15 protein-coding genes are annotated in these 13,474 nt (G+C 40.6%); 1 reads left to right on the forward strand and 14 read right to left on the reverse strand.

All coding sequences use genetic code 11. The features are described from left to right. The first annotated feature begins 233 nt into the window (after window positions 1–233). Window positions 234–1,469 (forward strand): MFS transporter, encoded by a 1,236-nt coding sequence (locus J2S17_RS23165; RefSeq protein ID WP_307478416.1) that lies wholly within the window; start codon window positions 234–236, stop codon window positions 1,467–1,469. On the opposite strand, the gene J2S17_RS23170 is transcribed toward J2S17_RS23165, so the two are convergent. The 14 genes from J2S17_RS23170 to gatC all read right to left on the reverse strand — a co-directional run bounded on the left by J2S17_RS23170 (window position 1,406) and on the right by gatC (window position 13,313). Then, window positions 1,406–2,221, reverse strand: a complete 816-nt coding sequence (locus tag J2S17_RS23170; protein WP_307478418.1) for a helix-turn-helix domain-containing protein — start codon at window positions 2,219–2,221, stop codon at window positions 1,406–1,408. The genes J2S17_RS23165 and J2S17_RS23170 overlap by 64 nt on opposite strands. A 17-nt stretch (window positions 2,222–2,238) precedes the next feature. Further along, entirely contained in the window at window positions 2,239–3,300 is a 1,062-nt protein-coding gene (locus J2S17_RS23175) for an NAD(P)H-dependent flavin oxidoreductase (protein WP_307478420.1), read from the reverse strand. Between the two features lie 22 nt (window positions 3,301–3,322). Beyond that, entirely contained in the window at window positions 3,323–3,883 is a 561-nt protein-coding gene (locus J2S17_RS23180) for a thioredoxin family protein (RefSeq protein WP_307478421.1), read from the reverse strand. A gap of 107 nt (window positions 3,884–3,990) precedes the next feature. Then, window positions 3,991–4,452, reverse strand: coding sequence for a DinB family protein (locus J2S17_RS23185; protein WP_307478423.1), 462 nt, complete (start codon window positions 4,450–4,452; stop codon window positions 3,991–3,993). Then, a complete protein-coding gene (locus tag J2S17_RS23190) occupies window positions 4,452–5,186 on the reverse strand; it encodes an MOSC domain-containing protein (protein WP_307478424.1) in 735 nt (244 codons plus the stop codon). The genes J2S17_RS23185 and J2S17_RS23190 overlap by 1 nt, the downstream gene beginning before the upstream one ends. Window positions 5,187–5,364: 178 nt before the next feature. Further along, window positions 5,365–5,565, reverse strand: a complete 201-nt coding sequence (locus tag J2S17_RS23195) for a hypothetical protein (protein ID WP_307478425.1) — start codon at window positions 5,563–5,565, stop codon at window positions 5,365–5,367. Between the two features lie 219 nt (window positions 5,566–5,784). Continuing rightward, complete coding sequence (locus J2S17_RS23200) at window positions 5,785–6,492, reverse strand: ABC transporter permease (protein ID WP_307478426.1); 708 nt, start codon at window positions 6,490–6,492, stop codon at window positions 5,785–5,787. Beyond that, window positions 6,489–7,337: an ABC transporter ATP-binding protein gene (locus J2S17_RS23205; protein WP_307478428.1), complete on the reverse strand. Its 849-nt coding sequence runs from the start codon at window positions 7,335–7,337 to the stop codon at window positions 6,489–6,491. The genes J2S17_RS23200 and J2S17_RS23205 overlap by 4 nt, the downstream gene beginning before the upstream one ends. Before the next feature lie 132 nt (window positions 7,338–7,469). Then, window positions 7,470–8,525, reverse strand: coding sequence for a LytTR family transcriptional regulator DNA-binding domain-containing protein (locus tag J2S17_RS23210; protein ID WP_307478429.1), 1,056 nt, complete (start codon window positions 8,523–8,525; stop codon window positions 7,470–7,472). Between the two features lie 335 nt (window positions 8,526–8,860). Next, window positions 8,861–9,379, reverse strand: coding sequence for a hypothetical protein (locus J2S17_RS23215; protein ID WP_307478431.1), 519 nt, complete (start codon window positions 9,377–9,379; stop codon window positions 8,861–8,863). Then, a complete protein-coding gene (locus J2S17_RS23220) occupies window positions 9,372–10,001 on the reverse strand; it encodes a hypothetical protein (protein WP_307478433.1) in 630 nt (209 codons plus the stop codon). Before J2S17_RS23220 ends, J2S17_RS23215 begins: the two co-directional genes overlap by 8 nt. A gap of 108 nt (window positions 10,002–10,109) precedes the next feature. Then, window positions 10,110–11,537, reverse strand: a complete 1,428-nt coding sequence (gatB, locus tag J2S17_RS23225) for an Asp-tRNA(Asn)/Glu-tRNA(Gln) amidotransferase subunit GatB (RefSeq protein ID WP_307478434.1) — start codon at window positions 11,535–11,537, stop codon at window positions 10,110–10,112. Between the two features lie 12 nt (window positions 11,538–11,549). Beyond that, window positions 11,550–13,007: an Asp-tRNA(Asn)/Glu-tRNA(Gln) amidotransferase subunit GatA gene (gene gatA, locus J2S17_RS23230; RefSeq protein WP_307478436.1), complete on the reverse strand. Its 1,458-nt coding sequence runs from the start codon at window positions 13,005–13,007 to the stop codon at window positions 11,550–11,552. 15 nt (window positions 13,008–13,022) lie between these two features. After that, window positions 13,023–13,313, reverse strand: a complete 291-nt coding sequence (gene gatC, locus J2S17_RS23235) for an Asp-tRNA(Asn)/Glu-tRNA(Gln) amidotransferase subunit GatC (protein WP_307478437.1) — start codon at window positions 13,311–13,313, stop codon at window positions 13,023–13,025. Window positions 13,314–13,474: the final 161 nt, after the last annotated feature.

A 13,474-nucleotide genomic window follows, 5' to 3' on the forward strand; every position in this document is an offset into this window, starting at 1 on the left:
GAAAAGTATCAATTTATTTTAAAATCGATAAAAAGAAAGAAACCCTCCCAAAACATTGATTCAATTTAACAGAACTAATTCATTTATAGTTTTCATCAATTTACTTTTAAATGACCTTTAACGCTTGAAAAAGCCCCTTCCCTCCATAACCCATTCATCTTGCCAAAAAACTCAGCAATATGTATACAGAAACCAATCCTTATACGTTTTACACTATATATGAGGTGATTCACATGATTTTTCATGTATTAAAAGATCGGAATATTTCCCTTTATATAGCGGGTGCAGCGACTTCCAGCTTAGGAAGCACTCTGTCAGGATTAGGGTTTCTTTTTATAGCTTATGAACTTACGGCCTCTTCCCTGCAAATCACTGGTATTGCGATTGCTCAAGCGATTCCTTATTTATTATTTGGGCTGGCTGGGGGCGTGATTGCTGATTGGTTTGACAAAAAAAGGCTCCTCATTTGCATGGAGCTTTTAAGGACGCCACTTATCTTGTCTATCGTTGTTTTCAGCTATCTTGAGATGCTTACATTCACCTACTTGCTTCTGGTCAGTTTTCTAATTCAATCATTGGGATGCTTTTTCAACCCTGCACACCGAGCAATGCTGCCCTTGATTGTGGCGGAGGAAAGAAGGTCAGCTGTGAATAGCCTGCTCGATTCTGCAACTAGAGGCATACAGGTGTTATCTCCTTTAGTTAGTTTGAGTGTGATGCATGCAATCGGGGTTATTCATTTCTTCACCATTCACGCGCTAGCCTATTTATTAAGCGCCTTTTTCATCAGCCGTCTTTATGTTACGGAGGAAACAGTGATCACCACAAAAAGGGGTCTATCCAACATTTATGGTTCTATTATTGACTTTGTCGTTTGGGTAAAAGGTCAAAGCACTTTAGTCACTTTATTTGCAGTCACGTTTATCATAGTATTCTCAAATACCTGGGTATGGCAGGTAGGACTTCTACTGCAACTAATTGATACGACTGCTCACGGACAGGAGTGGTATAGCATTTTACTGAGTTTGTACGGAGGGATTGTGATTGTTACAAATCTCTTGATTCCATTTATTTGGAATTCACTCAATTTAAAGATTTATATGTATGGTTCTATGATTTGGGGAGCGGGGATCTTCATCTTAGGCTTTGCAGCCAGTTTGCCAGTCTATTTCATTGGGGTCTGTATTGCCGGCATAGGGTTGCCGATTGCCAGTCTTACAAGGGTGTATCTGCTGCAAAAACTTGTACCTCCTGATAAGCTCGGGCGAGGCTTCAGCTTTAATGCCGTTCTGCTCTACCTTTCAAATATTTTATCGTTGGCGCTCTTTGGCTTTTTTTCTTCTTATCTATCAACGTCGCTGCTATTTAAGGTTTGCGGTGCCTTCATGCTCACATGTGCTGCGGCTTACTTGCTGAATTTCTGGCGAAAATCACGGGGCGTGACACCATATAACCGTTTGAACAGTTGAGTATACACCGATACAGAGGAAAATCCATGTGATAATGCGATGATAAGAATGCGTTCGTCTGAATGAATAAGCGCCTCTTGACTGCGTACAACCCGATAAAGCTGCAGCCATGCGAAGGGGGATATGCCTGTTGTCTCTTTAAAGATATGGGCAAATTGATATTTGCTCATATGGGCGACCTGCGCCATTTCCGCAAGCGACCAAGGTGCATTGTAGCTTTGCTTCAGTGCATCCATCACCAGAGCCACATGAGGCTGAATACTCTTAAATGGCGTCACATTTAATTCGGTGGAGTGGCTGCCTGCTGTTTGCTCCAATAATAGCAGGACTAGCTGTGTCAGGCTATGCTCGATAAATACATCCTGATGAGCAGAATCCTCCTCGATATAATGACTCATAAACTGTACCCATCTGGTGATTTGTGGATTTTTTTGCACTGTATTGGCGAATTGAATCTGTGAAGTATAGTCAAGCTGAGCGGATAATTCTATAAGAAAGTTCGGGTGGATCTCAATAAGAAACTTATGATTATCTGCTGCGAGCTGGCGATGCTCCTCCAATGGATTAAAGAGGATGAATTGGTGGTCTGCAATCGATACATCCTGTGATTGAGATTGATAGTGCATGGCTCCTTTCACTGCATAAATGAATTTATAGCAGTGGTCGAACCGTGCATGGCCTTCAGTCTTTTTCTGATTTGTTGATAAAACTAAGCCATGCCGGCCCTCTAGAATGATCTTTCTTGCCTTCATCACAGCCACCTCACTTCTCACTTAAGCAATTTGTTTGTTCCTTCTATTAATTCATCCATCAATGACTGAACCGACACTTGTTTAACCATCGACACTGCCTGACCTGCCCATAAGGACAGAAAATCAGGATTATCTAAACTCGCTGCCTGCTTCCTAATGACACCGGTCAGATCATTTTGCAGCGGGAAAGGAAGAACCGCTTCTTTTTCCATCTCTTTCATGAATCGATTGGTTATGCCTCTTGCCATCTTGCCGGAAAAGGCTTTTGTTAGCGAAGTTTCGCCTTTTGCCTGAAGCAGTGCTTCTTTATAGGTGGGATTGATTCCACTTTCCTGCACGGTCAAGAAAGCTGTACCAAGCTGCGCTCCTTCTGCACCCAGCATCAGGGCTGCAGCAATGCCCCTGCCATCCATGATACCGCCTGCAGCAATCACAGGAATCGTCACGGCATCTTGAACCTGAGGGATAAGGGCCATTGAGCCAATTAAACCCGTTTCTTCCCCAGTGAATGTTCCGCGATGTCCCCCTGCCTCGCTGCCTTGGACTACGATCATATCCGCTCCGCTTTCTTCCCAAATCAGCGCCTCTTTCACATTAGTGGCAGTCCCGACAATGATCGTTCCGGCTTTTTTCATCTCTGAGATGATATGAGAATCGGGGATACCAAAAGTGAAACTGCATACAGGCACCGCTGCTTTCAAAACGGCTTCAAGCTGCTGTTTATAAAAGAGCATATGATTTTTTTCCGGCAGGACCAGGTCATCATCAATCCTCAGCTCATCCTTATATTCAGAAAGAACGCTAATTGCTCTTTTCACATCATTGTCTGTATAGATAACCTCATGATTCGGCACAAATATATTTACACCAAATGGCTGATTGGTCATACTGCGAATCTGCTTAATGCTTTCTGTGATATCTTCAGGATTCATATAGCCTGCTCCCAGATTCCCAAGCCCGCCGCAATTGGAGGTTTCGCTTACAAGCTCTGTTGTAGTCGCTCCCCCTGCCATTGGCGCTTGAAAGATGGGATAGTCAATTTTCAGTAGCTCCGTGACGCGATTTCGATTCCAATCCAACTCCCACAACACCTTTCTCTATTTATTTTTTTGCAACTAGAGTATTGATAATGCTATCTGCCACCGCATGCCAAAGGCTTGCATCTATTTGATAGGTTTCACCCAATCCTTTATATACAGCCTTTTGTTTTTCTTCAAATGAAGGATCTTCTTTATCCGGCAGCGTCGCCCGTTTCTCCATTACAAGCTCCTGTAATCTTGGAGCTCTTGGACCCCAAACCGCTTTTTCATTGCCCTCTTGATCGATAAAAATAAAGATGGGGATCGCGCGTGAAGTTCCGTTCGTTAAGTATTGATCCATTAATTCCAAGTTTGAATCTCGTAGGACAAAACGGACGTCCATATTGATTTCCTCTGCAATGTTTAAAAGAATTGGATTATTGATCATCGCATCTCCACACCAATCCTCAGTGAGCACAATGGCTGTTAAACCTGCATCAGCCACTGCCATAAGCGCTTGCTTCTCTTCATCAGCTAAAGTAAAGCCTTCATAAATGGTATTCATCGCCTCTTTATTAACCTTCATTCCTGCTATGTACTGCTGTGCTGTTAAGCCTTTATCAAACCATTGACTCAATGCCATTTAATTGCACTTCCTTTGCTTTTCTAGTAACTTCTATCTTCCTTTATGATACCACTCCTGCAATCTTTCTTACCAAGATTATTAATCAAAAAGACTGTGAATGATAATTAGCCTCTTAAGGAAAGAATCTGGTTAAAGTGATGTTGATCATGCTCGGCTAATCCAAGAAAATAATCGGATAATGTGAGCGTGCTTTTCCCTATATGGATTTCCTCTTCCCACCGTGTTTCAGGTATTTGTTTCATCGTTTCATATAGCGCTGTTCTTACCTCTATAAATTGATTAATGGTTATTTCTTTACTCTGTTGACGCGCTCGAATGGCCGATTCTGCATTCATTTCTTTGGCATCCGGCCCTTTAGGCAAGTCAGCTTTCGAAAATAGATATGGAATCCGCTTGTTTAAAACAAATTCATCCCACGGTCCCAAATGGCCAATCACCTCGGCAATCGTCCACTTGCCCTCCGCGATTTGGGATCGCCATTGGTCTTCAATCAAAGCAGATAATGATTCTACAAATTTAATCGATACTTCATAATGCTGGAGAATGTTTTCCCTTTGTTTATTCATTATACTTTCTCCTTTATCCATACTTCATCGCCAATATGGATGCTCCCAGTCTTGATTACACTAGCATAAACGCCAAAGTTATTCTTTCGATGTCTAATCACCTGCTTATGCACATTCGCATCTCTTTCCCCTGTTTGAGGATCGACCGTGATAATCATGCAGCGCTCACAAAACCGGTCCACCTGGATTTCAACTTCCCCAATTGTTAAATGCTTCGTAACCCATTCCTCTTCTAAAAACGGTGTCTTATCAATCAGATCCAATAAGATATTCGGCCTAAATCGCTGTTCATCGATCAGTTGTTTCCCTGTCATCTCACTCAAAGACTTTAATGAAGCATCAGAGACCACTAAAAGAGGCTCTTCTTCAATCGCCCCAATAGGAACGTGTGCTGGCGAATATTGTTTATATGACAATCTTCTTTTACTTTTTGATTCCAGCTCTTTTCTCCACTCTTCATCTTCCCAAACAAAAACCTTGCCGTCAGGTGTAATAATTTCTACAGCCGGGTATCGATCGGCCGATTCCTCTCCAATAAACCGAGCTTTATATTTCACCATCTCTTGGAATTGTGTGATCGTCAGATACTTTCCTTGTCTACTCTCATCTAATATTGTGTGGCTTCTGTCTCCATACATCCCATAGTACATTACGCGTGCGCTCGACACACTCTCTCCACCAAGTGATTTCACCGGATATCTTAAGATCTTGCCTACATGTCCAATTAACTGCATGATGCACCCCTGATTATGTTTGAATTATGATCGCTATCGAAGAATCCCCTGCCGAGAATAAGTCTAGCCCTTTCGGCAAGTCAATTAAAAATGATGTACAATATGATCGCTGCTATTACCACTAAGCCGCCAACAGTTGGAGTGCCAAAATAGTCTTGAAATATTGGTACATCGGCAGCTACCTCTCATGTTTTGCTGATTTTTTCTTTTTTAAAACGATTAAGCCGACCAAACCGACAATTAATAAACTGCTATTTACTAAAACAACGATAGAAGAGAGAGCTGACCACCCTGCATTAATGTAATTCCAAACCATTACAGGTACCCCTACTGCACCCAGAATGGTAAGTGAGAGAAAGTATCTGAATTTGTCTTTCAATGGATTTAACCTCCTATTTCTAATATTTAAAACGCAAAAGGTTTTTATCGAATGATTGAACTTCTTTTTTTACTCACTGATTAAGTATATTAGACTTTACTTTTTGATATCCTTTTATATACCGCCTTTTTATCATCTTTTTTGCAATCAGGAGAGTTCATGGTTTGAAAATAGAAACAAGACGCCCCCGAAAGATACAAGGACGTCTCTTAAAATATATTAATCCACCATTCTCTTCCGATAAATAACCATCGTGATGAGTGCCATACCAATAACCCATAGTCCAATGATGCCGAAATGACTCCATAGTTCTGCAAGTCCAGTTCCCATCTCTACTTCCTTCGCTATCATAATGAGTTGAGAGTTTGGCAAATAGTCAGCTGCTTGTAAAATGGGATATTTTTCAGCCAAGACAGATAACGATGTCCCAAAGGAGAATATGAATACAAACGGCATAATGATCACTGAAGCTTCCATAACTGATCTAGTGACTAAGCCAAGCGCTGTTCCTAACGCGATGTAAAAGACGGTTGAAAGTATGATACCCAAACTTACAATTAGTAGGTTCTCAGGCATATAACCTAAGAAATAAGCGGAGATTCCAATCACTAAAATGGTTGTAACAAAGCTTAATAACCCTTTTCCAACTAAAATCTCCATCGTGCTTGCAGGTGAGAGCATAAGACCTCTCAGTGTGTTCTTTTCTTTTTCCTCTGCAATTAATGAGCATTGAATGTAAGCTGCAACTAAGCATAGCGCCATGTTAAATACCATGTAATACAGGTCAATCGAATCGATTCCTTGCCTGCCAAAAACTGCTGCTAACACGAGTGGTACTAACAATGTAAATGAAACATACAAATTTCTTGTTAAGTCTTTATAATCCTTATTGAAAATGGCCAATAAACGTTTCATTGAAAAAGTCATGATAATTTCCTCCCTGTCACCTCAACAAATATATCGCCAAGAGTCGGTTCGTTCGAATAGATAGAAGTCACTTTATTTTCTGACATATATTCATGCAATGCCTTTGCACCAGCAGGTCCCATATCAATTACTTCTTTTTCCCCGCCTGAAAGCTCGACAGTAACCGTATGATCCGCAAACTTCCGACGCAAAGCCAAAGGGGAATCAAGTAATTGTATCTTCCCTTTGTTTAAGAAGGCCACTCGATCGCATAATTCCTCTGCTTCATTCATATCGTGAGTAGTTAAAAAAATTGTTGTACCTTCTTCTTTCAGTCTTTCTAGCCCTCTATAGATATGTCTCGTGTTAACCGGGTCCAATGCAGATGTCGGCTCGTCTAGAAATAGAAGCTCAGGCTTATGCAAAAACGCTCGCGCCAAGGTGACGCGCTGCAGCATTCCCCTTGAGAGCTTTGATATGACCTTTTTTCTTTCTCCAGCCATATTAACCATTTCCAACACTTCATCTATTCTTGAATAAGGAACATCATATAAATCACAATATAGTTTTAAATTATCGAATACAGACAACCTTGCATAAAGCCCGCTATTATCGGTAAGTACACCGATTTTTTTCCTCATTTCCGGATTCTTTAACTTTGACGTTGGTACGCCAAAGACATATGCTTCGCCGTCAGTTGGTACCAGCTGTGCAGTAAGAATTTTAATAGTTGTTGTTTTGCCTGATCCACTCGGTCCTAAAAATCCAAATGTTTCTCCTTTTTTTACACTAAATGAGACATTTTCTAAAGCGGCTTGATTGCTAAATAATTTCGCTAATGATTTCACTTCAATTATGCTTTCCATTTTTTATCCCCCTGATCGGTTCGTTTGTTTTCCATGTCTCAATAGTAAACAACAAATCCAACCCTCACATTATTTTATTGATGAAAAGAGCGATTTTAGGGGTGAATGGAGCATTTCAAGTTTGAATGGAGACTATTTTAAGCCTAACATTCCTTTTAATTCTGCCATTTTGGTCTTTGAAAGCGGAATGGACGATTTTTTATCATCCGTTAATACAAGAGTAAAACTATTCCGTGTCCAGGTCACTACCTCACGGACTTTTTGCAGATTAACGATATAAGAACGATGGCATCTAAAAAAGCCATATGGATGAAGTCGGATTTCAAGGTCTGTCATCGTAAACATACAAGGATAGGATTCTCCCTTTATAAAAATGAGTGATTGTCCATCACTGCTTTCGATATAATCGATTTCAGGCGGATCAAATAAAACGATTTTTTCATTAACTTTCGTTGGAATTTTTTCAAATCTTACTGGTTGAACAATCACTTCATCATTTCCCAGTTCATCCTTGCTCTTCTCCTCAGCTAGATCCTTTTCATTATCTTCTGCACGTATATCCAGGGTATGGAACCCTTTGTCATCCAAGCGATAGACAGTATCTGTTATGGCAAGAGCACTTTCCATATTTCCTGTCAGCACGAGCATCGCTTTGCCCTTTTCCTTTATAGCCCTTACCAGCTTAAGAAAAATGCGCTTCGTTTCTAAATCAATATTTTGGTCGGGCTCTTCAAATATCAAAAAATCCGGATTCTGAAATAGCAATCGGCTAAAATGGATTCTTCTCTGTTCAGAAAAGCTTAGCTTCCCAACCCGTTGATTACGTTTTCCCTCTAGTTGGACCATTCGGATAACCTCATCGACAGCAAGAGTTGATCCATATATAGATTGGTAAAATGAAAGATGTTCTTTTACTGACAACCTTTCATATAATCCATCCTGCAAAAAGAAGCCCCCGATTTTCGCCAAAAAAGTTCCTCTCGATTTTTCTATTGTTTCGTTGTTTATGTAAACTACACCATTCGAGGCAGACGCCCCGCCCATGATTATATTAAGTAAAGTGGTTCTGACATTGGTGCTTGCATGAATGGCAACCACTTCACGCTCTGAAACCTCTAAATTAAATGCTGGAAATACAACCGTATGTTCATTGTGCTTCTCTAATTCTGAAATTCTCAATATCCCCACGAAATCATCACCTTAAAAGTAAACTTTTCTAATATTATATCAGCTTTGTATTTATTTGTAAGAAATATTGAGTACAACTCATGACATATCCTGTCTTAGCTTGTCCCATTGTATCCTTTCCTGGGAAATACACAAAAATATTGTCGGAAAACAAAAGAGAAAATCACCCATAATATACATTATTTGTATTTTCTGAACAGGCATTTTTTTAGGGTAGTTTGAGGGGAAAAACGATTTTCTATTTACCTTTTCTCGTTTGGCATCTGATTGGGGGGATTCAATTTTTATTTCTCTTTCTTCTTTATTTTTGTATGAGTTAGGGCAGTATTTGCCTTTTACTTCTCTTTCCTGTTTTTCTGATGAGAATCCGGCTTTTTCTTATCTGGTTTAGGGGATTTTCCTGTGTTTTGATGAGAATCCGGCTCTTTCTTATCTACCTTATGCGACTTTCCTGTTTTCTGATGAGAATCCGGCTCTTTCTTATCTGCTTTAGGCGACATTCCTTTTTTCAGATGAGAATCCGGCTCTTTCTTATCTGCTTTAGGCGATTTCACTGTTTTTTGATGAGAATCCGGCCCTTTCCTATCTGGTTTATGCGATTCCACTGTTTTCTGATGAGAATCTGACCCTTTCTTATCTGGTTTAGGCGACTTTCCTGTTTTCTGATGAGAATCCGCCACTTTCTTATCTGCTTTTGGCGATTTCACTGTTTTCTGATGAGAATCCGCCACTTTCTTATCTAGTTTATACGACATTCCTGTTTTCTGATGAGAATCCGGCCCTTTCTTATCTGCTTTATACGACATTCCTGTTTTCTGATGAGAATCCGACCCTTTCTTATCTGCTTTAGGCAACTTTCCTGTTTTCTGATGAGAATCCGGAATCCGGCTCTTTCTTATCTGCTTTAGGCGACTTCTCTGTTTTCTGATGAGAATCCAGCCCTTTCTTATCTGGTTTAGGCGACATTCCTGTTTTTAGATGAGAATCCGACCCTTTCTTATCTGCTTTATGCGATTTTCCTGTTTTCTGATGAGAATCCGACCCTTTCTTATTTGCTTTAGGCGACTTTCCTGTTTTCTGATGAGAATCCAGCCCTTTCTTATCTGGTTTAGGCGACATTCCTGTTTTCTGATGAGAATCCGACCCTTTCTTATCTGCTTTAGGCGACTTCTCTGTTTTCTGATGAGAATCTGAACCTTTCTTATCTGGTTTATGCGACATTCCTGTTTTTAGATGAGAATCCGCCCCTTTCTTATCTAGTTTATACGACATTCCTGTTTTCTGATGAGAATCCGACCCTTTCTTATCTGCTTTAGGCGACTTTCCTGTTTTCTGATGAGAATCCAGCCCTTTCTTATCTGGTTTAGGCGACATTCCTGTTTTCTGATGAGAATCCGGCTTTTTCTTATCTAGTTTAGGCGACTTTTCTGTTTTCTGATGAGAATCCAGCTCTTTCTTATCTGGTTTAGGCGACATTCCTGTTTTTAGATGAGAATCCGACCCTTTCTTATCTGCTTTATGCGATTTTCCTAAATAAGATTGAAATCAAAAAAATGCTGACGGAAAATCTGTCAGCATTAGCTCTTATCTTTTTTGAATTTCTTGCATCAATAGTTTATTAACTAATTGAGGGTTTGCTTGTCCTTTTGTTGCTTTCATCATTTGACCAACAAGGAAGCCGACTGCTTTTTGCTTGCCGTTTTTGAAATCCTCAATGGATTGCGGGTTGGCATCCAGAATTTCTGTAACGATTGTCAGGAGGGCCCCTTCGTCTGAGATTTGCACTAAACCTTTTTCTTCAACGATTTTCTTAGCCTCTCCACCGTTTTCAATTAATTCTTTAAAAACGGTTTTGGCAATTTTTGAAGAAATGGTGCCATCTTCGATCAATTGAATCATACCTGCTAAGCCTGCTGGAGTCAGTTTTGTCTCATGAAGCTCTGTCTGCTCTGCCTTCAAATAGGCGGAAACTTCACCCATTACCCAGTTGGATGCTTGTTTGGGATCAGCTCCTGCTTCGACAGTCGCCTCAAAGAAATCTGCACTCTCTTTTGTTACAGTTAGAACAGCTGCATCATAGGCCGGAAGACCGAAATCTTCTGTATAGCGTTTTTTGCGAGCGTCTGGAAGCTCTGGAATTTCTGCACGGATGCGCGCCTTCCAGTCTTCATCAATATGAATGTCTAATAAATCCGGCTCTGGGAAATAGCGATAATCATCAGAGCCTTCTTTTACCCGCATAAGAATCGTTTTGCCTGTTGCTTCATCAAATCGGCGTGTTTCCTGCTCAATCACGCCGCCAGCGCTCAAAACTTCTTCCTGACGAATTTCTTCATATTCAAGACCTTTGCGTACAAAGTTAAAAGAGTTTAGGTTCTTCAGCTCTGTTTTAGTTCCGAATTCTTCTTGGCCAACAGGACGAAGGGAAATATTCGCATCACAGCGCAGTGACCCCTCTTCCATTTTACAGTCAGAAACCCCTGTGTATTGGATGATCGATTTTAATTTTTCAAGATAAGCATAGGCTTCATTCGGCGTACGGATATCCGGCTCAGAAACGATCTCAATCAACGGTGTTCCTTGGCGGTTGTAATCGATCAATGAATAGCCTTTTTCATGAGTCAGTTTTCCTGCATCCTCTTCTAAATGAATGCGCGTAATGCCGATTTTCTTTTTATAGCCGTCCACTTCGATCTCAATCCAGCCGTGCTCCCCTACTGGTTTATCGAATTGGGATATCTGATATGCCTTCGGGTTATCTGGGTAGAAATAATTTTTGCGATCGAATTTAGTGACTGGAGCGATTTCACAATTAAGGGCCATTGAGGCCTTCATTCCGAATTCTACCGCTTTTTTGTTCACTACAGGTAACACGCCTGGGTAGCCTAAATCAACAACTGTTGTATTTGTATTTGGCTTGGCACCGAAATGGTTCGGGCTTGCTGAGAAAATTTTTGAGTTTGTTTTCAATTCAACGTGTACTTCTAATCCTATTACTGTTTCAAAGTCCATGACTTTCCCCCCTTACAGTTCCGGTTTTTGTTTATGAAAGTCTGTTGCTTGTTCGAAAGCATGGGCCACACGATAAACCGTGCTTTCATCAAAGTGTTTGCCGATAATTTGCAGTCCGAGTGGAAGACCATTAGAGAACCCACATGGAACAGAAATTCCTGGAACGCCTGCAAGATTGACTGGTATCGTTAAAATATCATTCGCGTACATTGTAAGCGGATCATCGATTTTTTCTCCAAGCTTAAATGCTGGCGTCGGAGTTGTTGGGCCGATAATTACATCATACTTAGCAAATACGTCTTCGAAATCTTTCTTAATTAACGTACGCACTTTTTGCGCTTTTTTATAGTAAGCATCATAATAACCTGAGCTTAATGCGAATGTTCCAAGCATAATACGGCGTTTCACTTCATCGCCAAAGCCTTCAGAACGCGATTTCTTGTATAAATCAATCAAGTTTTCAGGTTGCTCCGTACGGTAGCCATAACGAACGCCATCAAATCTTGATAAGTTTGCAGATGCCTCTGAAGAAGATAATAAGTAATAGGTAGCTAACGCGTATTTTGAGTGCGGTAATGAAACCTCTTCCCATGTCGCACCTAGCTTTTCAAGCACCTTTAATGAATCCAGGACTGATTGGCGAACTTCTTCCTGTACGCCTTCACCTAAATATTCTTTTGGAACCGCTATTTTCAATCCCTTTACATCGCCAGTTAAGCTTTCTGCAAAATTCGGTACGCTTACATTCGCTGAAGTAGAATCCATTGGATCAACGCCAGAGATTGCTTGAAGCAGGTAAGCATTGTCTTCAACTGTACGAGTAATGGGTCCGATTTGGTCAAGGGATGAAGCAAATGCAACAAGTCCAAAACGTGATACTCGTCCATATGTAGGCTTCAATCCAACAACTCCACAGAATGATGCAGGCTGTCTGATTGAACCGCCTGTATCAGATCCCAGTGAAAACAGAACCTCTCCAGCTGCAACCGATGCGGCTGACCCACCAGAAGAACCACCTGGAACAGTTTCTAAGTTCCAAGGATTGCGAGTGGCTTGGAAGCCTGAGTTTTCGTTGGAAGATCCCATTGCGAACTCGTCCATATTTAATTTACCAATCGTAATGGTTTCTGCATCTGTTAATTTATTTACAACGGTAGCATCGTAAATTGGATCGAAGTTTTCAAGGATTTTACTTGCACATGTCGTGCGCAAGCCTTTTGTTACAATATTATCTTTTACACCGATCGGCATGCCAAAAAGAAGCCCTTTTCCTTCATCAGCAGCAAGCTTCTCATCGATTTTTTTTGCTGCAGCACGCGCATTTTCTTCATCTAATGTTAAAAATGCTTGTACCTTGCCATCCACTTCATTGATCCTTTTATATGATTCGCTTACAAGGTCAGATGAAGTGATTTCTTTTTTATGTAAAAGCTCATGAAGCTCTGATACTTTATGATCAAATAAACTCACACTTTTTCCCTCCAGCTATTCGATAATAGACGGTACTTTCACATAGCCGTCCTGATGCTCAGGAGCATTTTTTAAAACTTCCTCCTGCGGAAGTCCTTTTACTGCTTTATCTTCTCTTAACACATTTTTCATATCTAATACATGTGAAGTCGGTTCCACATGATCGGTATCCACTTCATTCAACTCTTCAGCAAACGAAATGATGGCATCAAGCTGGTTTTTAAACGCTTTAGCTTCTTCCTCTGATATTGCAAGCCTTGCCAAGTTCGCCACATGCTTTACTTGGTCTGTTGTAATTCTGGACATATAAGCCACCTCCATATCTTCTTAAAAAATACGCAATTATATTGATCATATCAAACTTTCACGCGTTAAAGCAATATGAAGCTTTGATTGATTCATTCTTCCCTTTGACTATTTTACCATGACTTGATGGAGATCGCATTTTCATACATAAGAAAGAAAGC

Source organism: Cytobacillus purgationiresistens (assembly GCF_030813235.1).
Taxonomy (GTDB): Bacteria; Bacillota; Bacilli; order Bacillales; family Cytobacillaceae; genus Cytobacillus; species Cytobacillus purgationiresistens.